The sequence below is a fragment of the Paraburkholderia sp. CNPSo 3076 genome (assembly GCF_026343935.1).
Lineage (GTDB): Bacteria > Pseudomonadota > Gammaproteobacteria > Burkholderiales > Burkholderiaceae > Paraburkholderia > Paraburkholderia nodosa.
The window spans coordinates 135316-157417 of record NZ_JAPMAL010000004.1 but is presented as its reverse complement, the minus strand read 5'-3'; the positions used below and the strand labels follow the sequence as shown (position 1 = coordinate 157417).

17 protein-coding genes are annotated in these 22102 nt (G+C 64.3%); 6 read left to right on the top strand and 11 right to left on the bottom strand.

Features of this window, described 5'->3' with window-relative positions:
• Nucleotides 1-36 precede the first annotated feature (36 nt).
• The 5 genes from bcsB to M3A49_RS06530 form a co-directional block, all read right to left on the bottom strand.
• Complete coding sequence (gene bcsB / locus M3A49_RS06550; RefSeq protein ID WP_266227965.1) at nt 37-2403, bottom strand: cellulose biosynthesis cyclic di-GMP-binding regulatory protein BcsB; 2367 nt, start codon at nt 2401-2403, stop codon at nt 37-39.
• Nucleotides 2400-4625, bottom strand: coding sequence for a UDP-forming cellulose synthase catalytic subunit (gene bcsA, locus M3A49_RS06545; protein WP_266227964.1), 2226 nt, complete (start codon nt 4623-4625; stop codon nt 2400-2402). Before bcsA ends, bcsB begins: the two co-directional genes overlap by 4 nt.
• 17 nt (nt 4626-4642) lie before the next feature.
• Nucleotides 4643-5089 (bottom strand): BcsR/BcsP family cellulose biosynthesis protein, encoded by a 447-nt coding sequence (gene bcsR / locus M3A49_RS06540; RefSeq protein WP_254354585.1) that lies wholly within the window; start codon nt 5087-5089, stop codon nt 4643-4645.
• A 98-nt stretch (nt 5090-5187) separates the two neighbouring features.
• Entirely contained in the window at nt 5188-5607 is a 420-nt protein-coding gene (gene bcsD, locus M3A49_RS06535) for a cellulose biosynthesis protein BcsD (RefSeq protein WP_254354586.1), read from the bottom strand.
• 461 nt (nt 5608-6068) lie between these two features.
• Nucleotides 6069-7685, bottom strand: coding sequence for an MFS transporter (locus tag M3A49_RS06530; protein WP_254354587.1), 1617 nt, complete (start codon nt 7683-7685; stop codon nt 6069-6071).
• 211 nt (nt 7686-7896) lie between these two features.
• Between M3A49_RS06530 and M3A49_RS06525 the strand changes: the two genes are divergently transcribed.
• The gene (locus M3A49_RS06525; RefSeq protein ID WP_266227963.1) at nt 7897-9975 is read left to right on the top strand and encodes an esterase/lipase family protein; all 2079 of its coding nucleotides are present in this window, start codon (nt 7897-7899) and stop codon (nt 9973-9975) included.
• A gap of 13 nt (nt 9976-9988) precedes the next feature.
• On the opposite strand, the gene M3A49_RS06520 is transcribed toward M3A49_RS06525, so the two are convergent.
• Nucleotides 9989-10441, bottom strand: a complete 453-nt coding sequence (locus tag M3A49_RS06520) for a monooxygenase family protein (RefSeq protein WP_254354589.1) — start codon at nt 10439-10441, stop codon at nt 9989-9991.
• A 61-nt stretch (nt 10442-10502) separates the two neighbouring features.
• Between M3A49_RS06520 and M3A49_RS06515 the strand changes: the two genes are divergently transcribed.
• From M3A49_RS06515 to M3A49_RS06495, 5 genes are all read left to right on the top strand, one after another.
• Nucleotides 10503-11066, top strand: coding sequence for a TetR/AcrR family transcriptional regulator (locus M3A49_RS06515; RefSeq protein WP_254354590.1), 564 nt, complete (start codon nt 10503-10505; stop codon nt 11064-11066).
• 75 nt (nt 11067-11141) lie between these two features.
• Complete coding sequence (locus M3A49_RS06510) at nt 11142-12260, top strand: patatin-like phospholipase family protein (RefSeq protein WP_266227962.1); 1119 nt, start codon at nt 11142-11144, stop codon at nt 12258-12260.
• Between the two features lie 81 nt (nt 12261-12341).
• Nucleotides 12342-12755, top strand: coding sequence for a hypothetical protein (locus M3A49_RS06505; protein WP_266227961.1), 414 nt, complete (start codon nt 12342-12344; stop codon nt 12753-12755).
• A gap of 19 nt (nt 12756-12774) precedes the next feature.
• Nucleotides 12775-13557, top strand: coding sequence for a phosphoribosyltransferase (locus tag M3A49_RS06500; RefSeq protein ID WP_266227960.1), 783 nt, complete (start codon nt 12775-12777; stop codon nt 13555-13557).
• A 199-nt stretch (nt 13558-13756) separates the two neighbouring features.
• Entirely contained in the window at nt 13757-14608 is an 852-nt protein-coding gene (locus M3A49_RS06495; RefSeq protein WP_266227959.1) for a lipase family protein, read from the top strand.
• A 24-nt stretch (nt 14609-14632) separates the two neighbouring features.
• Here the strand turns inward: M3A49_RS06495 and hydA are convergent, their stop codons facing one another.
• From hydA to M3A49_RS06470, 5 genes are all read right to left on the bottom strand, one after another.
• Nucleotides 14633-16108: a dihydropyrimidinase gene (gene hydA, locus M3A49_RS06490; RefSeq protein WP_266227958.1), complete on the bottom strand. Its 1476-nt coding sequence runs from the start codon at nt 16106-16108 to the stop codon at nt 14633-14635.
• A 44-nt stretch (nt 16109-16152) separates the two neighbouring features.
• Nucleotides 16153-17655: an NCS1 family nucleobase:cation symporter-1 gene (locus M3A49_RS06485; protein ID WP_266227956.1), complete on the bottom strand. Its 1503-nt coding sequence runs from the start codon at nt 17653-17655 to the stop codon at nt 16153-16155.
• Between the two features lie 79 nt (nt 17656-17734).
• Nucleotides 17735-19012, bottom strand: a complete 1278-nt coding sequence (gene preA / locus M3A49_RS06480) for an NAD-dependent dihydropyrimidine dehydrogenase subunit PreA (RefSeq protein ID WP_254354597.1) — start codon at nt 19010-19012, stop codon at nt 17735-17737.
• Nucleotides 19013-19074: 62 nt separating this feature from the next.
• Complete coding sequence (locus M3A49_RS06475) at nt 19075-20469, bottom strand: NAD(P)-dependent oxidoreductase (RefSeq protein WP_266227955.1); 1395 nt, start codon at nt 20467-20469, stop codon at nt 19075-19077.
• Nucleotides 20470-20592: 123 nt separating this feature from the next.
• A complete protein-coding gene (locus M3A49_RS06470) occupies nt 20593-21858 on the bottom strand; it encodes a Zn-dependent hydrolase (RefSeq protein ID WP_254354599.1) in 1266 nt (421 codons plus the stop codon).
• Nucleotides 21859-22102 lie beyond the last annotated feature (244 nt).

The following is a 22102-nucleotide window of genomic DNA, read 5'->3' as shown; positions in this document are numbered from 1 at the left end:
CGCGCGAGGCGTGCCCGGGAAATAGCCGGCCGTCTTTTAAACATGAGAACCTCGTCGTCCTTCTTCACGTTGCGATGTCTGGGGAATGTCCAGATTCAGGCGTCTCAGGGCGCGCCGATGTAGGAGCACGCCGCCGAGCAAACCGATGAGCACGACGCTGACGAGCGTCGCCGCGAGCAGCAGCACGATGTGACTCGCGAAGAACCACTCGATCGCGAGCCGCAGCGGCAAGGAGCCGATGAAATAGCTCTGGTCCTTGTTCAGCGTGGTGAGGATGCCGTCATTGACGACCACGAGGCTGCCGCCGATCGTGTCGTCGACGCGGTAGTGGCGCGCTTGCAGCGCGTCCGCGACCGCGCTGAGGCCGCCCGGCGTATTGCCCGATACGACCACCACGCTGCGGCCATGCGCGAGCGGCGACTCGAACCCGGCTACCATGCCGTCGTGGTCGTCGCTGCGATAGAGCGCGGCGATGTCGGCTTCGCGCCTGGCTTGCGTCTGGCCGCCCGTCAGCTTGTCCCACCAACCGGCGAGCCCGTTGCCGGACGACGGAGCCGGTGCGAAGAACCCGCGCGGCAAGTCGCTGCGCCACGCCTTGAGCAAAGGCTGGTTGTCGCCCGATGCCAGCACGAGCAAGTCCTTTTGCCGCAGCGATTCGACCTGAGCCGGATCGGCCACCGTCACGCCCAGCACCGGATAGCCGGTGGCCTGCCCCATGCTGCCCATCAGCGTCAGATAGGCGGAGTCGTCGTCCGCGGCCGGCTGCGTGGGCAGGATCACCGCGGTTTCGGACAGATCGGCGAGGCGCGTAAACGGAAAGCCCGCGTTGGCGAACGCGCCCAGATCGGGCATGGCCGTGTAACGCGGCAACTGCGAAATATCGATCGTCGAAGTCGGATCGATGGCGCTCAGCAGCGGGCCGCCGGGCACGTCCTGCCAGTGGTCTTTCGTCTTGACCGGCTCGTAGCGATAGTCGAATTGCAGCGTCGTCAGCGGCGGCAGCAGATACGTCGGAATCCGCATCACGGCATGGCCGTCCGATGCGTCTCCCGGCAGCGGCAACGTCGCGATCGGCGTGTTGCCTGCCAGCACATTCAGCGCCGAACGCGTCGACTCCGGGCGCGCCGTATAGCGATAACGCAAGTTCAGCACCGCGCCGCTGTTGTTGAAACCGAACAGGCCCGGCGGCAGGCGCAGGTCCACATCGATCGCGCCGGGCCGGAGCCCCTGGATCGTGAACCGGTCCGCCGGCAACAGTTCGCCCAGCGCCACCGGGCGGTCGCCCGGCAACCAGTTCGGTGCGTCAAAAGGCTGGCGCGGTGCTGCGGCAACGGGACCGTCGATGCGGACCTGCGGGCCCGCCAGCGTCTTCGCGCCCAGCACCAGCGCCAGCGCCGCCGTGCGCAGTTGCGGCTCGTCGCGGCCCGCGACCAGCAGCAGCTTGCCGTTGGGGTCGTTGGGGTTGGGCACGATCGCCAGCGTCGGGGCGTCGACGGCGAGCGGGGCCAGGCCCAGGGAAGGCAACTCGTCGCGCAGCGCCAGCACGACGGCATGGCCATGTGCGGGCAGCGCGCCGAGACTCGCGGTGAAGTGCGAGCCGCGATAGCCCGCCTGCGCGCCCAGCCACGAGGCCACGATCCCCGCGGATTCGAGGCGCCGCGCGCCCGGTGCGCGCGGCAGCACGACGGGCAGATTCACGCGGCGCTCATCGCGCGCATCGACGAAAGGCGCGGGCAGTTGCGACAGGTCGCTGGAGACCGCCGCCGGCGCCACAGTCAGTTCGAGCGCGCTATTCGGGCCGGCTTTCAGCCACAGGTCGGGACTCAGCGGATCGTTACCTTGATCGCTGGCTTTGCTATGCGCAATCAGCTCGAGGTTGAGGTGATTGAACTCGCCGAGCAGCGACACCGGCAAATCCACGCTCACCTGCGTCGACGTGCGCGGCACAGGCTCCGGCAACGCAATCGTCGCCCCCACCACGCCGTTGAGCAGCACATTGAGGTGCGAGAGCGCGGGGAGCAACGTAGGCGAATAGCGGTAGTCGAGCACGAGCCGCGCGCCGACCACGCGCTCGTCACGGCGCAAACCGAAGTCCATGCCGCCATAGGCGTCCTCGCCGAGCAGCGTCAGGCCTTGCACAGCGTTTTGCCGCAGCAGCGGGATGCGATAGATATAGGTATCGCCCGAGTCGGTGGCGGTCTGCGGCTGCGCCGATGCAGGCGCTTCGGCCGTCACGGCCTGCGACGCAAACGGCGGCGCCGATGCGGTCGGCGCGCTGGGCGCGCTCGCGGCCAGCGCAACGTTGCCACCGAGCGCAAGCACGGCGAGCACCGAACCCAACCGCGGCGCCAGCCGGCGCGCGCACGTCAGGGCGCGCAAAGGCAACAGATGGACGGGACTCACGATTGCTTCGATCCCAACTCGCGCGCGTGCGCCTCGGTCGAGCGTGCGAGACGCTCGCGTGAGCCCATCAGCAGATGCCGGAACAACTCCTTCAGGCCGCGCACGCCGACGCCGAGCACCTCGAACAGGCTGCGCAACGGCCGGTCGCGACGATAGCGGCCCCAGGAAGCAATCCAGCTGTCGGCGCGCGAGAACGTCACGCGCATCAGGTCGCGTTCCTGATCGATCGTCAGGGCCGGGAAACTCACGCCCACGGTGCGGCCGCGGCACACCTGGACCTCGGCGGGAAACTTGCCCTCGTAGTCGTCGCGGAACACCGAGACCACGACGCGCTCGCCGCGCTGCGGCAGCGGCGCGTCCTCGGGCAGCACGAGTCCGAGGCCGCCGTGCGAATAGTCGCTGGTCTGGCAGACGACGCGACGCCCGTCGGCCAGACGGATGGCGGCCGGCAACTCGATCTGCACGCGCGGCATGAGGCGCAGCTGCCTCGACTCGGACGCCACGCCTGCCGCCGCGCTCAGGTTCATGACGTTGTAGATCACCCAGACCAGGTTGAACAGAATACTCATCGCCTCGGGCCAGCCGGGACTGCGGATCAGACCGGCCACCCCCACTGCGAAGCCGGCGAGGTTGATGAGCAACAGGACGATGTAGGGCCGCGCCATCGCCCAATCCAGGAAGGACTGCCGGATCACCCCGCCCTTGGACGTCACGTTGAAGCCTCTACTGCCGGGAAACAGCACGGCCTGGAGTGCGGGCAGAATCACGTACCACGCCAGCACCGTTTCGTAGACCTCGCTCCAGAACGAATGGCGGAAGCGCCCCTGAATGCGCGAGGCGCCGATGCTCGAAATCACGAGATGCGGCACGGCATAGGCGAGCACCATTAGCGCCGACGCATGAAAGACGTGCGCGCCGAAGAACAGATAGGCCATCGGCGTGATCAGGAACACGATGCGCGGCAAGCCGAAGAAGAAGTGCATCATCGCGCTGAGGTAGCACAGCCGTTGCGGCAGCGTCAGCCCCGAGATCAACAACGGGTTGAACTGGCGGAAGATCTCTGCCATGCCGCGCGCCCAGCGAATCCGCTGACCGATGTGGCGGCCCAGGCTTTCGGTCGCCAGCCCCGCCGCCTGCGGAATGGCGAGGTAGCCCGTGTTGTAGCCCTTCATGCACATCTTGAGCGCGGTCAGCGCGTCTTCGGTGACGCTTTCGGTCGCCACGCCGCCCACTTCGTCGAGCGCGGAGCGCCGCAACACCGCGCAGGAACCGCAAAAAAACGCGGCATTCCAGAGATCGTTGCCGTTTTGCAGCACGCCATAGAACAGGTCGCCCTCGTTGGGTACCTTGCGGTAGGTTTCGAGGTTGCGCTCGAACGGATCGGGCGAATAGAACACGTGCGGCGTCTGCACCATGGCCATCTTCGGATCCTTCAGGAACCAGCCCATGCAGATCTGCAGAAACGAGCGCGTGGTGACGTGATCGCAGTCGAACACGGCGATGTACTCGCCGTGGGTCTTCGCCAGCGCCGCGTTGAGATTGCCCGCCTTGGCGTGCGTGTTGTCGGGGCGGGTCAGATAGTCCACGCCGGCCTGCTCGCAGAATGCCCGAAACTCGTCACGGCGGCCGTCGTCGAGCAGGTATACGCGCAGCTTGTCGGCGGGCCAGTCGAGCAGCGTCGCGGCCAGCACCGACTGCCGCACCACGTCGAGCGGCTCGTTGTAGGTGGGGATGTAGACGTCCACCGTGGGCCAGGCCGACGTATCGGCCGGCAGCGGCGCAGGCCGGCGATGCAGCGGCCAGAGCGTCTGGAAGTAGCTGCACAACAGCATGAGCACCGCGTAGCCTTCGGCCAGCAACAGCAGATAGCCGAAGGTCCTGTCCAGCGAGTTGGTGAAGGACAGGGTCTGCGTCACGCGCCAGTACAGGTAGCGCAGCGACATGAATACCGACAACGCCACCAGCGACACGGTGAGGACGCGGCCGCGCACGCGGCTCAGCGCGATCGCGACGCCCATGCACAGGATGGCGAACAGCCACTGCTTCGACACCGCCAGATGGACCGTCACGGCCGACGTGAACAACAGCACGGCCGCCAGCGTCACGAGCACGCGTGACCAGCGCGACGCGAGCAGCGACGCCCCCGCTTGCAGCAGTGTGTCGTCCCAGTCTCCGGCATCGTCACTTTGCCCCGCACCGGCCGCTTGTCGTTGCGGCCGCATCGATTTCCGCTTGACGATCATGGCGCACCACGCTGCGCAACATCGCCACGAGGTTCATTGCGTTCCATGAGGCGCGCAAACACACTGCTCAGCGCGGCGGACTGCTGCACCGCGACGACAGGCTCGGGCGTGGGTTGAACGACAGGCTCTTCGAGTGCGGCCTGCTCTGCCGGAGGAGGTTCGGACGCGGCAACAGGCGTGGCGCAAACCGCGTCGGGTGACGCATCGGTCGTAACGGGCGCATCGAGCGCATCAGTCGCAACGGGAAGATCGGCCGGATCAGCGGCGTCGCCCTGCGCCGACGCGACAGGCGCGGGCGCGACGGGGTCCGGCTCCGCCGCGTCCAGCGTGGACCAGCGCCCACGCAGACCTTGCGTCTGCTCCGCCCTTTCCACTTCCCGGTACTGCGATGGGCTTGCGTCCGCTACCTCGAAAAGATTCGCAATGTCCGATGCACTGCTCATGCCCCGACCCCGTAGTATTCGTTGTGCTGTCCATCAAGGCGCGTCATGCGCGCAGCACGTTTTGTGTTTTTTTTCCTGAACTGCCGACCTGCCGACCTCTACTTACCAAACAGGAAAACCATCGTGCCCGACGCATCCGCAGGACCCGCCGTGGTCATGCGCAACTGAGTGTCGGCGCCCAACTGATGCATCCACGCTTCATAGGCCCCTTCGAGGAACGCCCCGGCCCACGCCACGTTCTCCGCGCCGAATACGGCCGTGAGCGGTGCGTGGTAATGCGTGAGCACCAGCCAGTCCTGAGCCTCGCGTATCTCGACCCGGCCCCAGTCCAGCTCGCCCCACACCTGATTCATGGCGTCCCGCATCGCAGCCACGGTGGCCGCCTCACCAGGTGCATATTGATGCGCGAATTGACCGCCCGCAGCGCGCATAAGCTGGGCCAAAAACCTGGGCGTCAGGTTCTGCGTCAACGCTTGCGTGAGGAACGACAGGAACGGACGCCATTGCGGTGCTGGCATGGAATTCATCACCTATTCATGCGCCCGGAAAGGAGACGCACAGGGTCAACAGAATTTGCAGAAGCAGCCATAGTCACCATTCGGGCAGTGACCGGCGTTAAGCGCAGGCGATCCTTGTGGGTGATTCCGGAAGAACGGCGGATCAACTGACGCGCGGCGGATTATACGTATTATTCTCGCCGTGTTTATTATTTAATTTGTCTGCAGCGCTAAATTTGTCACGCGTTCGCGACAAATCAAAAACGAAAACGTTTGCGCATAAAAAAGGGGCGCGCGAATTTAACGCCGCATCGAATTCATTAACCCATACCGCCGGCTTCCCCGAATACGAAACACGAATTCGGTCGTTTTCATTTTGAGCTGGCAATTTCTCCGCGCATTTATAAATTCACCTGGATTCGCTAATTATTCATGCCGAAGTGTCATTTCCGCGAATTCGATCAGGTGCAAACGTTTGCAGCTCATTTCCTGTGCTGTATGGCTAGCGCCGCAATACCCGCTCCAGCGAATGCGCACGCGGCAGACACAATGGCGACGGCACGCAGCGCGTCGATCATCGCGTCCGCTTCCGCACGCGCCACCAGCGTTGCGTGCGGCGTGCCGGCGCCGTCCGATGCGAGCCCGCCTTGCCCCTCCGGCTCCAGCAGCTGCCCCGTCTGGCGTGCGTTCACCGGCACGTGCAACGCGTCGAGGCGCGCCGCCAGCGCTGCGTGATGCGACCACACGAACACGATGCCGAGCACCGCCACCGCCAGCAGGCTCGCCACGCGTGCAACGGCGTTATTGATGCCAGATGCGACGCCGGTGCGCTCGCTCGACACCGAGCCCATCACGGTCGTGGTGAGCGGCGCGACGGTGATCGTCATGCCGAGCCCGAGCACCGCGAGCGCAGGAAAGAATCCGGTCCAGTAGCTGCCGCGCACGAACGGCAACGCCAATAGCGTGAACCCGAGCCCGGCGACGCCCGGGCCAACGGTCAACAGCGCGCGCGGGCCAAAGCGGCTCGTCAGGCCACCGGTGAAGCGCGACAGCAAGCCGATGATGACGGGCACCGGCAGCAGCGCCGCGCCCGCTTCGGTCGCGGTGAAACCATGCGCGCGGATCAGCGTGAACGGCAGGAAGAAGAATGCGCCGCCGAGCCCGAAGTAAAGCAGCAGTGTGACGAGGTTTGCGCCGGTGAAGTCGCGCGAACGGAATACATCGAGCGGCATCATGGGGTTGGCGCTGCGCGCTTCGATCATGACGAACGCCGCGAGCACGAGCGCGCCGGCGCCGATTGCGACCAGTACGACCGGATGCTGGAAGCCTCGCGCCGACGCCTGGGTCAGCCCGAACGTCAGACTGGCGAGTCCCCCGGCCGCGGCAAGCGCGCCGGGCCAGTCGAGCTGCCCGGGCGCATCGGGCCTGTGGCTGTTGGGCACCGATGAAATGGCGAGCGCGATGGTTAGCGCGGCGAGCGGGACGTTCAGGAAGAAGATCGCGCGCCAGGAAAATGCATCGACGAGCCAGCCGCCCGCCACGGGCCCCACCGCCGACGTGATCGCGCCGACGCCCGCCCAGGTGCCGATCGCCCGGCCACGCGCTTCGTCGTCGAACACCGCGCCGATGATCGCGAGGCTGCTGGGTACGAGCAGCGCCGCGCCGATGCCTTGAACCGCGCGCGCGGTGATCAGCGCAGCCGCATTCGGCGCGAGACCGCAAGCCGCCGACGCCAGCGTAAACAGCGCGATGCCCGCGATAAATACCGTGCGGCGGCCAAGCTTGTCCCCCATCGACCCGCCGACCAGCACGAGGGAGCCGAGAAACAGCAAATACGCGTTGACGACCCATTGCATCGCGGCGACGCTCGCACCGAGTTCGCTCTGAATGGACGGCAGTGCGACGTTGACGACGGAGCCGTCGATGAACGCCATGCTCGAACCCAGGATCGTCGCCGCGAGCGCGAGACGCTTGCGCCGGCACGGACGATCGACTGAGGTGGGCTGCGTGCGGATCACGAGCTCGTCGCACGGGCTCGCCTGCGCGGCGACGACATGCGCGCCCTTCGGCCCGCTTTCAACAAGATCCGGGTTGGCCAAGTTCGCTCCCGTGTCGATCGATGGTGACTAGAGTCTGTTGATGCCAGCGGCGCGAGTCAACCCGGCAGAGCGCAAAGGCGTCGGCCGCGGATCACCGTGCGGACGCAATCCAGATCAGGCTGGTATACATCGGTCTGCCGGCCACCGCGCTGCGCCGTCCCCCATTTCGCCACACGCTTGAGCGCGACCGCGCGAATGGCCTGGATCCTTCATGACGCGCCCTTACCCACCACGCATGTCGCGTTGCCCGCCGTTAGCCCATCTGTTGGCCAATGTGTCGGCCCTCGTCGTTGCCGCGCTGCTATGCGGCTGCGCGATGGTGCGCGTGAACTCGCTCGGCCCGCAGCAGTACTTTGCCATGCGTCGGGGAGATATTCTCTCGACCGGCCAGTTGAGCGCGGCGACACAGGCCACGTTGCGGGTTGCGGCCCTGGACGAAAGTTCGTGCCAGAGTGCACCGCAAGCGTGTATCGATACGATCGCAACCGTCGGCGGACTCAGTACCGGACAGCGCCTTGCCTGCCTCGCCGAGTTATCGCTCCAGATGGCGCTCGAGCAAACGCCGCCTGCCGGCGCCCCCTGGACCGACGCGCAATTCGATTCGTGGCTCAAGACAGCGCGATACGCGTATGCGTTTCTGTTCCTCGGCCAGCGCACGGCTGGCGAACGGGCCTTCGAGGACCGCCAGACGCAGGTTCGCGACTACTACAACTATGCGGTCCAGGAGCTTGCCGGCGCGCTGTTTCTGCGCGGCACCTCCACTGAAACGACCACCGGCCAGCGCGATTCGGCAAAGCAGTTCATCGCAGGCTGGACCATCCATGTCGACCTGAGAGAGGTCCGGCTGCCCGAGGGCGTACGCGAACTCAGCGAAGTCATTCCCGCCTCGGGGCTGTCGTTCGCGGGACTCCACAGTACCTATCGCCGTGACGGTCTGGGTGCGGATCTGGTTGCGGTCACACAGCCCGCCCAACCCGACCCGGATAGCGCGACGATTAACAACGCAGCGACAACCGCTGAAGACGATGCGAATGCGAACGCAGGCGCAACCATCTGGTTCGCACCCGGCTCGCGTCCATTCAATGAAATGCCTTCGCCGAACGTCACCGCACTGCTGCTGTTCGGCAATGGCACGCTCGAGCAGCTGCTCGATTCGCACGACGTGGTGTTCTCCGCCTACGATCCGTTTCGCGTAGAGAGCGTAGAGATCAATGGCGAGACCGTGCCGCTCGCGGCCAACTTCAGTGCGGGCTACGGCATCTGGCTTGCCCGCTCCGGCTTTGCCAGGCAGTCCTTGCGTTCGCTGCTCGGCCGCACGAGGGGTATCGATCGTCCGCGCATCTACATGATGCAACCGTTCGATCCGGACCGGCGCATCGTGCTGATGTTGCACGGGTTGGCCAGCAGTCCCGAGGCATGGGTCAACGTCGCCAACGACCTTCAGGGTGACGAAATGCTGCGCCAGCATTTCCAGGTCTGGCAGGTCTATTACCCGACCAACGTACCCATTCTCATCAACCTCGCGAGAATTCGGCGGGCGGTACAACTGACACTCGCGCATTTCGATCCCGCAGGCAAGCTGCCGGCTTCGAACGGTATGGTGCTGATCGGGCACAGCATGGGCGGCGTGCTCGCGCGGTTGCTCGTCTCGTCCTCCGACGACGTACTGTGGATAACCATCCAGAACAAGTACCTGCCCGAAGGCGTCGACATCGTGCGCGAGGACGAGCGGCTCGATCGTCTGCTGCGCTTTACGCCGATGCCACAGGTCGAGCGCGCGATCTTCATCGCCACGCCACATCGCGGCACGCCGTTCGCGAGCAATCGCCTGTCTCGCTGGGTCGCAAACCTGGTGCGCCTGCCGCTTGCGCTGTTCAAGGAGATCGACGAGATGCTGCAGAGCGCCACCAACGCGGATAGCACCCAGCGGGCCGGAAAGACCATCCCGATTCCCAACAGCATCGAGCAGTTGCGGGAGACCGATCCGATCATCCAGTCGATTTCACGACTGCCGATCAGCCCCGATGTGTGCTTTCACTCGATCATTGCGCGACGCCGTGAGACGGGCCCGCTCGAAGATTCCGATGACGGGGTCGTCCCCTATCGCAGCGCGCACCTCGATGGCGCGCTCTCCGAAAAGGTGATCGTTTCGGGACATAGTGTTCAGGAAACTCCTGAGGCGATTTTCGAAATCCGCCGCATTTTGCACGAGGATATCGAGGTGTTTGATAACCAGGGCGCACACGAAGGCGCTTGCCGCAGGCACCAGGCTGTGCGTGAGACGCAGTGAATGGCGCCTTCGTCTAGTCTGCCGCCATGCGCTTTCGCGCGGTCATAAAAGGTCCGGTCGGCTGGCGCGCCGGCGCGAAGCGGTCGAAGCCCACGGGGCCGGGCATGTCGATATAAACCGCCTCCATCCCTTGCCGGCTATAGCTTTCATGCCAGAAGCCCGCGCCGCCGCTGTCGCGCAGAAACTCGCCCCACCAGCGCGAATGCGGCGCGCTGCGGGTAAAGGCTTCGAGGCTTTCGAGGTCGCGCCAATACTGGCGGATACCCACATGATTGAGTGCGAACAGGAACTGCTCGCTCGAGAGCAATCCTGCAGGCGGATTCAATTCGATTTGCCGCAAGCCTTTGCCGATGCCGAACAAGGTGGCGATTCCCCGCAGCCGGCGCACGCGAAAGCCAAGAATGATGACCACAAGATTCGGGTACGTGCTGAGGTCGACGGACCTACGGGAAACAGAGGCTTGCATGGGGGCTCCCGGTTGTTTACGCTGTAAGCATAGTCCCGAATGATTACAGTGTAAACAACGAATGAGCGATTCGAATTTGTCCCTCCGTGACCGTCTGGTCGATTGCGCGCTGGCCTTGCTCGAACAGGGCGAAAGCGACGTCAGCCTGCGTGCGGTGGCGCGTGCCGCCGGCGTTTCGGCGATGGCGCCCTATCGCCATTTCGAGGACAAGGCGGCGCTGATGGGCGCCGTCGCGCTCAAGGGCTTTGCCATGCTGGAGGCAGGCGCCGCGCGCGCCAACGAGGCGGGCGACGCGCGCGCAGCGCTCGCCGCGCAGGGCCTGGCCTACGTTGGCTTCGCCCGCGCGCATCCTGCGCTGTTCCGGCTGATGTTCGCGGATGGCGCAGGACTCGCCCTGCCCCATGAAGATTGCCGAAGTGCGTATACGCTGATGGCGCGCCGGGTGGCGGAGCTGGCGCCGCATTGCGTCGAGGGGGGGGCGCTCGCCTGCTGGGGGCTGGTTCACGGTCTGGCGACGCTGGCGCTCGACGGAAGAATTCCGGCCGACCCGGCCGCTGAGCGTGCGGCGATCACGCTGATGACCCACGCGCTGAAGGCCGCACCGCCCGTCCTCATCAATTCCTGAGGCGGCATTCGCAGCACGCGCATTCCCTCTCGCGCGTACGATTGCGTGCAGCGCGATGACGACGAGAGAGGAGCCATGGCGATAGAGGAATCCACGAGCGGCGTGCAGCAGTCCGGCCCCAAAGTCGCGCTTGCGCTGCAAGGCGGCGGCTCGCACGGCGCCTTCACGTGGGGCGTGCTCGATCGATTGCTCGAATCGACATCGCAGGGCACGCCGTTCAGCGTCGAGGCGATCAGCGGCGCGAGCGCAGGCGGAATCAACGCGACGCTCTGCGCGGCGGGCCTGGCCAGCGGGGGCGCCACGAAAGCGCGCGAGAGGCTGCGCACCTTCTGGGAAGCGGTGTCGCGCGTCGGGGAGCAGACCGGCAATGCGCTCTTCGGCTTTTCCGAGCCCGGGCCGTTTGGCGGCTGGAATATCGACTGGAGTCCTGGGGCCATATTCTCGGAGATCGTGGGACTCGTCGCTTCGCCTTACAACAATCCCTTCTATCGCGATCCGCTCGGCCCGGTGATCCGCTCCGCGCTCCCGGAATCCGATCTCTCCACGCTCAACGCGAAGAGCGGGAGCCTGCAGCTTTTCATTTGCGCGACCAACGTACGCACCAATCAACGCACCATCTTTACGCAGCCCGAAATTTCCGTCGATGTGCTGCGCGCTTCCGCGTGCCTGCCAAGCGAATTCCGCACCGTGAACGTTCACGGCGTGCCGTACTGGGATGGCGGTTATCTGGGCAATCCGCCTTTGGCGCCGTTGATCGCCCATGCCCAGGACCTGATCCTGATCCTCGTGAATCCGTTCGTACGCCGCGACATGCCGCCGAAAAATGCGCGCGGCATTCTGGACCGGCTCAACGAAATCGGTTTCAACGCTTCCGTCGTGCTGGAGATCAACGCGATCGAAGCGGTCAACCGCGTGCTCGACTCGGTTGGCGAGGAAGCCGCGAGCAAAAGCCGCTTCAAGACCGTCAGGTTTCACCTGATTCGCGACGACGACTTTCTCGCGCAGTTCGGCTTCGTTTCCAAGAGCAGCACGTCCTGGTCGCTACTCAAAACGCTGTTCGAGCGTGGACGCGAGGTGGCGGACGGGTGGCTCAAGAAGGACTACGCGAATCTCGGGCAAGCGTCTTCGCTCAACGTCAAGGATGCGCTGCTCGATCCCACGCTCAAGCAGGTCAGCGGATCGCAAACGCAATAAAGCGCGTGGCGTAACATTCTGGCCTGGATCGGCTGAGCGGGGCCAGTGCGCTGGCCCCGCTCGCCTTGAGGGAGCAGACCAATGCCGTTCGCATATATCGACGTCGAAACAGCCGTGCAGCGCGATGGCTTGCGCATGGTCGTGGTAGGTGGCGTTCCGAGTCCCTGGAGCGAAGCGGCCAAGGGCATTCTGCACATCAAGGGTATCGAGTGGGCTGCCATGCGACTCGCCTACGACAGCGAGACGCTGAAGCAGTGGACCGGGGAACTGAGCGCGCCCGCGCTTATGGTCGGGCAGGAGCGACCGCGCCGCGGTTGGGCGGATATTCTTCTACTCGCGGAGCGGTTGGTGCCCGCACCTTCGTTGTTGCCGGAGGACCCCGCCGAGCGTGCTCTGGCTTTCGGCCTCGCGCATGAACTGTGCGGTGAAAGCGGTCTGGGGTGGTCTCGCCGCCTGATGTACGCGCGACATCTTGCGTTGCCGCTATCGCTGTAGGTGAACGGAGCAAAACCAGGTGAACACAGAATTTGCCAGACTTCCCGTCTACTTCTATGGCTACGACGACATAGAAATTTTTTGCCTGTCTAAAAGAGAGCAACTGGTTCAGGAAAACATCGGTTTGATACTCGGCATCTTGCGCGGAGGCGCCATACCGGCCCTGATGCTTTCGCAGATGTTGGGCCTGCCCGTCGAGTTTGTACACTACGATCGTCGGGAAGCAAAGGCTGAAATCAACAACAACAAAGTGTTTAATCTCGTCGACACCTGCATCAAGGAGGGCAAGAGAATCCTGCTGGTGGACGATGTTGCCGGCGTTGGATATACGCTGGCCAATTGCTACGAGTATTTGCTTTCGTTTGTTAAAGACGAGTCTTTGATCAGGGTTCTGACGTTGGTGCACCACGTAAACAGCAGGACGAAGGCTGATTACTGCCGAGACTGCACCTCCGTGCGCGCAATATTGCCCTGGGAGCGGTATGTCACCAGCCGCCAGTGCCTCGATGATTTCGTGAAGGCGGAAGCGGCACTGCTAGAGGATCAACGCTATAAGAAGACGTTGGCCATCGACGATTCCGCCTACCCGTTGAACTTGAAGCATGAATGGAGGGTGGATTGCCACGTGGAATTCAAAGGTGACCACAACTCACTATTCGATACCATCAAAGCCGTTGGGCCAGAGGAGATTTATTGCAACAACGAATCCCTGATAGGCCTCATTCTGGATGAATTTCCGTTTTCCATAATGTATAAAACAATTAACAACAAGCGATACAGAATAAGTGCCTTTGATCAATGACTGATTCGGCACTCGCCGCCCCTGTCCGGGCGAATGAACTGTTCCAGACGCTGATTGGCTAGAACACGTTCGAGGTCGCAAAGATCGCGTGGCTGTCCATCAGCCGGTGATGCGTCAAGATGTGACCGAAACGCTCGCGTCGATTTTGAGGCCGAAATCCGCGAGCGCCTCATTTCCCAACGATACCACCGAGGTGCACATGCCTATCCCCTACGACCCATCGCGCGACGCGCTCAACTCACCGGAACTCAGGCCGACTGTGTTCACTGCCGGTGGCAACTACGATATTGACGCACTGTGCGCGGAGTTCGCGCGGCTTGCCTATGTACGCTACGAGAAAGGCGGCGCTGAACTCCAGCGGCTCGAACAAGCGCTCGCCCTGGTGGGTTTTGAAGGCGCTGCTCCCTTCAACAATGCCGACGACGACACGCATGGCTTCGGCGCAGTGAGGCGCTCCGATGGCCTCGCCGTGCTCGCGTTCCGGGGGACAGAGCCGCAATCGCTTACCGATATCGCTCTCGACCTCGAAGGCAGCTTGTCCGCCTGGACGGAAAGCGCCGGCCAGGTTCATGCTGGATTTGCACGCGCCGCCCGCGGCTTGCGCGAAGCAGTCGGCAACTGGTTGAACGAAACCGCGCCGACGAGAAAACAGCTCATCTTGACGGGCCATAGCCTCGGTGCGGCCATCGCGACGCTCTTTGCCAGCCTGTGCACGCCCAACGCCCTCGTGACGATCGGTTCGCCACGCGTCGGCGACGCGGCGTTTGTCGCCACGCTCGCCCATGTCGACATCACGCGCTATGTCGATTGCTGCGATCTCGTCACCGATTTGCCACCGCCCATTGGCGGATACGTTCACGCGGGAGCGTCGAACTACATCACGCGCGAAGGCAAACTGGCACCGCATGCCGACGATGCTTTCGTGCAAGCGGACCGCGCCGCCGCGCGCGACGACTATCTGCTCCAATACGCGTGGCGCATCGGTGACGTCATGGTGCGCGACCTCGCGGATCACGCCCCAATCAACTACGTGAGAAGTCTGGTTCCCTGAAACGACACGTCGCCGTCAATCAGACTACCCGAGCCCTTTCGCCTCGCTAGTCGCATCCCCCTCACGATGCACGGGCTGCGTCTCCTTCAGGCTCTTCGCGAGCCGCGACGCCTGCAGATAGCCAGGATTCGCAGGCCGCTTCAAGTACCGCCCCGCACCGCGCCGCGCCCGCAGATCGCCGTTCGCCCACACCAGTTCACCTTGCGAGACCGTATGCGTGGGCACGCCGCGCACCGTCATGCCTTCGAAGACGTTGAAGTCGACGTTCTGATGGTGCGTCTTCACCGAGATCGTGCGCGTGGCCTGCGGATCCCACACGACGAGATCGGCATCGGCGCCGACAGCCACCGTGCCCTTGCGCGGATACAGGTTGAAGATCTGCGCGGCGTTAGTGGAAGTCACCCGCACGAACTCATTCGGCGTGAGCCGGCCCGTGTTCACGCCCTGGTCCCACAGTACCGCCATGCGATCCTCCACGCCGCCGCACCCGTTCGGAATCCTTGTGAAATCATTGCGGCCCATTGCCTTCTGCGAAGCACAGAACACGCAGTGGTCGGTCGCCGTGGTGTGCAGCAGCCCGCCTTGCAGCCCGCGCCAGAGCGCGTCGCGATGCTCTTTCGTCCGGAACGGCGGGCTCATCACATGGGCGGCGGCGCGCGCCCAGTCCGGGTCGCGATACACGGACTCGTCGATCACCAGATGCCCCGCGAGCACCTCGCCGAACACGCGTTGCCCTTCGCTGCGCGCACGGGCGATGGCTTCGAGCGCGTCTTTCGCCGAAACATGCACGATGTACACCGGCACGCCCAGCACCTGCGCAATGCGAATTGCGCGATTTGCCGCCTCGCCTTCGACTTCGGGCGGCCTCGAAAGCGGATGCGCCTCGGGCCCCGTGAAGCCGCGCGCGAGCAACTGCCGCTGCAACTGGAAGACGAGTTCGCCGTTTTCCGCATGCACGGTAGGCAAAGCGCCCAGTTCGAGCGAGCGAGCGAAGCTGTTCACGAGAATCTCGTCGTCGGCCATGATGGCGTTCTTGTACGCCATGAAATGCTTGAAGCTCGACACGCCGTGTTCGTTCACGAGCAGGCCCATGTCGCGATGTACGCTGTCGTCCCACCACGTGACCGCTACGTGAAAGCCATAGTCGGCGGCAGCTTTTTCGGCCCAGCCGCGCCACTCGCGAAACGCGTCCATGAGCGGCTGCTTCGGGTTCGGAATCACGAAATCGATGATCGACGTCGTGCCACCCGCCAGGCCCGCCGCCGTGCCCGTGTAGAAGTCGTCGCTCGCCGTCGTGCCCATGAACGGCAGTTCCATGTGCGTATGCGGGTCGATGCCGCCCGGCATCACATACTGGCCGCCGGCGTCAACCACGGCCGCGCCCGCGGGCGCGTCGAGGTTTTCGCCCACGGCCTGGATCACGCCGCTTTCGCAGAGCACGTCCGCGCGCCAGCTCTTGTCCGCATTGACGACGGTGCCGCCTCGAATCAGGATCGCCATGATGCCAAGTCTCCTTCAGTTGAACGAATTCGCGCTGCCACAACTCACGCGTTCGCCACGCTCGGGCGCCGGCTCTTGCCGAGCTTCATCATCACGCCGTAGACGAGCGCCGCGATGGCGAGCCCCACGAACCACGCATAGGTGTAAATGCTTTTGAATGCGTCGGGCACGGAGGGAAACACATTCGGGAACGCGGTGTAGAGAAAGCCCGGCAGATTGGGCAGCACCCCTAAGACCAGCGCGACGACGGCTGCCACGTTCCAGCCGTTCGAGTAGGCATATTCGCCGTTCTCCTCGAATAGCTCCGCAGTATTCAGGCGCGTGCCGCGAACGAGGAAGTAATCGACGATGAGAATGCCCGCCACGGGTCCGAGCAGCGCCGAGTAGCCGACGAGCCAGGTGAAAATGTAGCCCTGCGTGGTGGCGAGAATCTTCCACGGCATCATGACGATGGCGATACCCGCGGTGATGAGCCCACCCGCCTTGTACGAGATCGCCTTGGGCCAGAGGCTCGAAAAATCGTAGGCCGGCCCGACGAGATTCGCGGCGAGATTGCAGCACATCGTGTCGAGCGTGAGGATGACGAGCGCAATGCCCACGCCCACGCCTTCCATGCGGCTCGTGAGATCGATAGGGTCCCAGATCGCCTTGCCGTAGATCACCACCGTGGCCGAAGTCACGACGACCGAGACCACCGAAAGCAGCGCCATCGGAATCGGCAGGCCGATGGCCTGCCCCACGAACTGGTCCTTTTGCGTTTTCGCGAAGCGCGTGAAGTCGGGGATGTTGAGCGCGAGCGTGGCCCAGAAGCCCACCATGGCCGTGAGACTCGGCCAGAACGTCGCCCAGAAGAGCCCCTCCTTCTTGCCGCCAGCGGCGAACTGGGAAGGTTGCGAGAGCATCGAACCCACGCCGCCCGCCTTCGAACAGGCCCACCACACGAGCACCACGCACATCACGACCTTGATGGGCGCGGACCAGCTTTCGAGCCAGCGGATCGAATCGGTACCGTGCAGGATGAAATAGAGCTGCAGCACCCAGAACACAAGGAAGCACGCGCCCTGGCCGATCGAGATGCCGAGAAACGGCAGCGCGTCGCCCACCAGCGCGTTGTGCGTGAGGATATTGGCGAGCGTATAGATGGCGCTGCCGCCAAGCCACGACTGGATACCGTACCAGCCGCACGCCACGATGGCGCGCAGCATGGCGGGCAGCTTCGCGCCCTGCGTGCCGAACGAGGAACGCACCAGCACCGCGTAGGGAATGCCGTATTTCGTGCCGGCGTGGCCGATCAGCAGCATCGGCACGAGCACGATGAGATTGCCGAGCAGCACCGTGAGCACGGACTGCCACGGCGACATGCCCTGCTCGGTGAGCCCGGCCGCGAGCATGTACGAGGCGATGTTCATCACCATGCCCACCCAGAGCGCCGCGAAGTGATACCAGCGCCACGTGCGCTGTGCTGCGCCGGTCGGCGCGAGATCGTCGTTGTATAACTCGCTTTCGGCGCGGCGCACGCTCGCGTCGCCTGTCAATGGCTGACTCATGGTTGCAGTTCTCCGTGGCTTGTCGTTGGTCTGGTTCGGCTCAGTTCGGCTCAGTTCGGCTCAGTGCTGTTTCGATGCGTCAGGCGGCTTTCGGATCGGCCACGCGCGCCGGGTTGTTGGGATGCGTGGTCCAGTTCGCGTAGCGGGCCGAGTCGACGCGCTCCATCGTGATGCATTGGTCGACCGGGCAGACATGCATGCATAAATTGCACCCGACGCAGTTTGCGTCGACCACCTCGAAGTGACGCTTGCCGTCGCGCGTGGCCGTAATGGCCTGATGCGAGGTGTCCTCGCAGGCGATATGGCAGAGCCCGCACTGGATGCAGCGGTCCTGATCGATGCGCGCCTTGATGTCGTAGTTGAGGTTCAGGTACTGCCAGTCGGTGACGTTGGGCACGGCGCGGCCGCGAATGGCGTCGAGATTCGCGTAGCCCTTGTCGTCCATCCAGTTGGAGAGGCCGTCGATCATATCGCTGACGATTCGGAATCCGTAGTGCATCGCGGCGGTGCAGACCTGCACGCTTCCCGCGCCCAGCACGATAAATTCGGCGGCGTCGCGCCAGTCGGAAATGCCGCCGATGCCGGAGATGGGCAAGCCGTGCGTTTGCGGGTCGCGCGCGATTTCCGCGACCATGTGCAGCGCAATGGGCTTCGCGGCGGGGCCGCAGTAGCCGCCGTGCGTGCCTTTTCCATCCACGGTCGGCAGCGGCGCCATCACGTCGAGATCGACGCCCACGATCGAGTTGATCGTATTGATGAGCGAGACGCCGTCCGCGCCGCCCTTCATCGCCGCGCGCGCGCCGTGGCGTATGTCGGTCACGTTCGGCGTGAGTTTCACGAGGCAAGGCAGGCGCGTGCCCTCCTTCACCCAGCGCGTGACCATTTCGATGTATTCGGGCACCTGCCCCACGGCCGCGCCCATGCCGCGCTCGCTCATGCCATGCGGGCAGCCGAAATTGAGCTCCACCGCATCGGCGCCGGTATCTTCCACCTGCGGCAGGATCCACTTCCAGTCCTGCTCGGTGCACGGCACCATCAGCGAGACGATGAGCGCGCGGTCTGGCCAGTCGCGCTTCACCTGCGCGATTTCCTTGAGGTTCACATCGAGCGGGCGGTCGGTAATGAGCTCGATATTGTTCAACCCCGCAATGCGCTGACCGCGCCACGTGGTGGCGCCATAGCGCGAGCTCACGTTCACCACGTGCGGGTCGAGCCCGAGTGTTTTCCAGACCACGCCGCCCCAGCCCGCCTCGAAGGCGCGGTTGACGTTGTAGGCCTTGTCGGTGGGTGGCGCGGAGGCAAGCCAGAACGGGTTCGGCGATTCAATGCCGGCAATCGTGCAACGCAGGTCGGCCATGATGCGACTCCTTCGTATTGTCTGGATTCGGTGTGTTGCTCGCCTGGATCGAGCTGCGCAGTTCAAGCGGCTTTAGCGGACTGACTCGCGAGGTAGCGGTCGATCGCGCGCGCGGCGAGCTTGCCGTCCTGCACGGCCTGCACGGTGAGATCGGTTGCGCCATGGGCTGCGCAGTCGCCGCCTGCGAATACGCCTTCGATGGAGGTCGCACCATCCGCATCCACGGCAATGCGCGCGCCGCCCGCGGCAAGTTGCAGGGCATCGAGGCCAACCAGACCTTCTGGCAAGAGCTTTTGGCCAATGGCTTTCAGGACCATGTCGGCTTCTACACGCACGATCTCGCCGGTGCCGCGCAACGCGCCGCCCGCATCGAGCGCGGTGCGCTCGAACTCCACGGCCTGCACGCAGGTGTCGCCGGTAATGCGCAGCGGCTTCATCCATTCGACCAGCCCCACGCCCTGCGCGCGTGCGAATTCCTGTTCGGCCCAGGTGGCACTCATCTGCGCCGCGCCGCGCCGATACGCAAGCGTCACCTGCTCGGCGCCCAATTTGCGGCTTTGCACGGCGGCATCGATGGCCGTATTGCCGCCGCCGATCACCACCACCTTGCGGCCCACCGCAAGCGTAGAAAGATCGTCGGCTTCGCGCAGGTGTGCGATAAATTCCACAGCATCGCGCACGCCGTCGAGCGCTTCGCCTTCAACGGAAAGCGCTTGCGTGCCCCCAAGACCCACGCCGACGAACACGGCGTCATACGCGGCTCGCAATTCAGTAAGCGTGACGTCACGACCAAGCCGCTGGCCCTGACGTATGTCGATCCCGCCGATGGAAAGCAGCCATTGCACTTCGCGCTGTGCAAAATCGTCGACGACCTTGTACGCCGCGATGCCGTATTCGTTGAGCCCGCCCGGCTTTTCGCCGGCGTCGAACACGCTCACGCGATGCCCGGCGAGCGCAAGCGTATGCGCGCAGGCAAGCCCCGCCGGTCCGGCCCCGACCACGGCCACGCGCCTTCCCGTCTCGCTCGCGCGTTTGAAGAGCGCTGGCGCGCCGGTGGCTTCGCGCGCCATCTGAAAGTCGGTGGCATGACGCTGCAGTGCGCCGATCTGAACTGGTTCGCCATCCTGATGATTCCGGACACACGCGCCTTCGCAGAGAATTTCGGTTGGGCAGACGCGCGCACACGTGCCGCCCAGCGGATTCGCGCTCAATATGTCGCGCGCCGCGCCCTTGAGATTGCCATTGCCGATCTTGCGGATAAAGCCCGGAATGTCGATGCCGGTCGGGCAAGCCGCGACGCAGGGCGCGTCGTAACAGTAGTGGCAGCGGTCGGCGGCGATGACGGCTGCATTGTTGGAGAGTGGCGGCGCGACGTCGGCAAAGTTGCAGCCAAGCTGTTCGGCCGTGAGGCGGCCAGGCGCGATGCCGTCGGCGGCATTCGAGTTGGGCTGGGACATCCGGATGCTCCTTGCGAGGCAAAACACGGGTCCGCCGGCTGTGCGCGACGCGCGCAGCCGGTACGTGGGGACAACGGGAAAGCAAACGCGGCTCTCAGGCCGCTTGCGTTAGCGTCAAAGGCGTCAGCCTGGTTCGCTCGCGCGTTCGAGCATGGCGTGCAGCAGCACGTTCGCGCCCGCCTCGATCCATTCGATCGTCGCGTCCTCGACTTCGTTGTGACTGATGCCGTCGATGCATGGCACGAACACCATCGAAGTCGGCGCGACCGTCGCGAGATAGCACGCGTCGTGGCCCGCGCCCGAAACGATCTCGCGGTTCGAGTAGCCAAAGCGCTCCGCCGCCGCGCGCACGGAGTTCACGCAGGCCTTGTCGAACGGCACCGGTGCGTAATAGAAAATCTGTTCGACCTGCGTTTCGAGCTTGCCTTGCCCGGCAATCCTTTCAATTCCTTCACGCAGCTCGGCGTCCATCTGCGCGAGCACGTCGTCCTGCGGATGGCGGAAATCGATGGTAAAGAACACGCGGCCCGGAATCACGTTGCGAGAATTCGGATGCACCTGCATCATGCCGACCGTCGCGCAGGCCAGCGGCGCATGGCGCAGGCCAATTTCGTTGACGAGCTGCACGACTCGCGAGGCGCCTAGCAGCGCGTCACGACGGCGCGGCATGGGCGTCGGGCCCGCGTGCGCTTCCTGCCCCGTGAGCACGACTTCGTACCAGCGCTGTCCCTGCGCGTCCGTGACGACGCCGATGGTCTTGTTTTCGGCTTCCAGTATCGGCCCCTGCTCGATATGCAGTTCGAACGCCGCGTGAATCTTGCGCCCGCCGCACGGCAGTTCGCCCGCATAGCCGATGCGCTGCAACTCCTCGCCGATGGTCTTGCCATCGACATCCTTGCGCGAGAGCCCGTAGTCGAGCGTAAAGACGCCTGCAAACACGCCCGAGGCGACCATGGCCGGAGCGAAACGCGAACCTTCCTCGTTGGTCCAGATCACGGTTTCGACGGGGCGCTCGGTTTGAATGCCGTGATCGTTGAGCGAGCGGATCACCTCGAGCCCACCCAGCACGCCATAGATGCCGTCGAAGCGCCCGCCCGTGGGCTGGGAATCGGCGTGCGAGCCGGTCATCACCGGCGGCAGGTCGTTGTTGCGCCCCGCGCGGCGCATGAACACGTTGCCCATCTGGTCGACGCTCACCGTGCAGCCCGCCTCCTTCGCCCATTGGACGATGAGATCGCGCCCTGACTTGTCGAGATCGGTGAGCGCGAGACGGCATACGCCGCCCTTGGGCGTGGCGCCGATTTTCGCCATCTCCATCAGGCTGTCCCACAAACGCTGGCCGTTCACGTGAATCGCGGTCGTCAGCGCGGCTTCGCTTACTGCGTTCATGCGTGTTCTCCTGTCCGTGTTCGTCAAACGTGCATTGGTGCCACCTTCTGGGGCGGGAAGAGCCATGGCGGTGCACGCTCGAATGGCGCTTCGCGACTCCCGAAACCTCGCCCCGCGAATCCTGTCCGATTGGACAGGTTGTAGACGATAAACTTTGCGAATTCAATGCGGTGTTACCAGCGAGAACCGTGCCATCGATGCTGCAGTGCGCGAAAACGCCCACGCGCTCCGTGCGTTTTCCCCG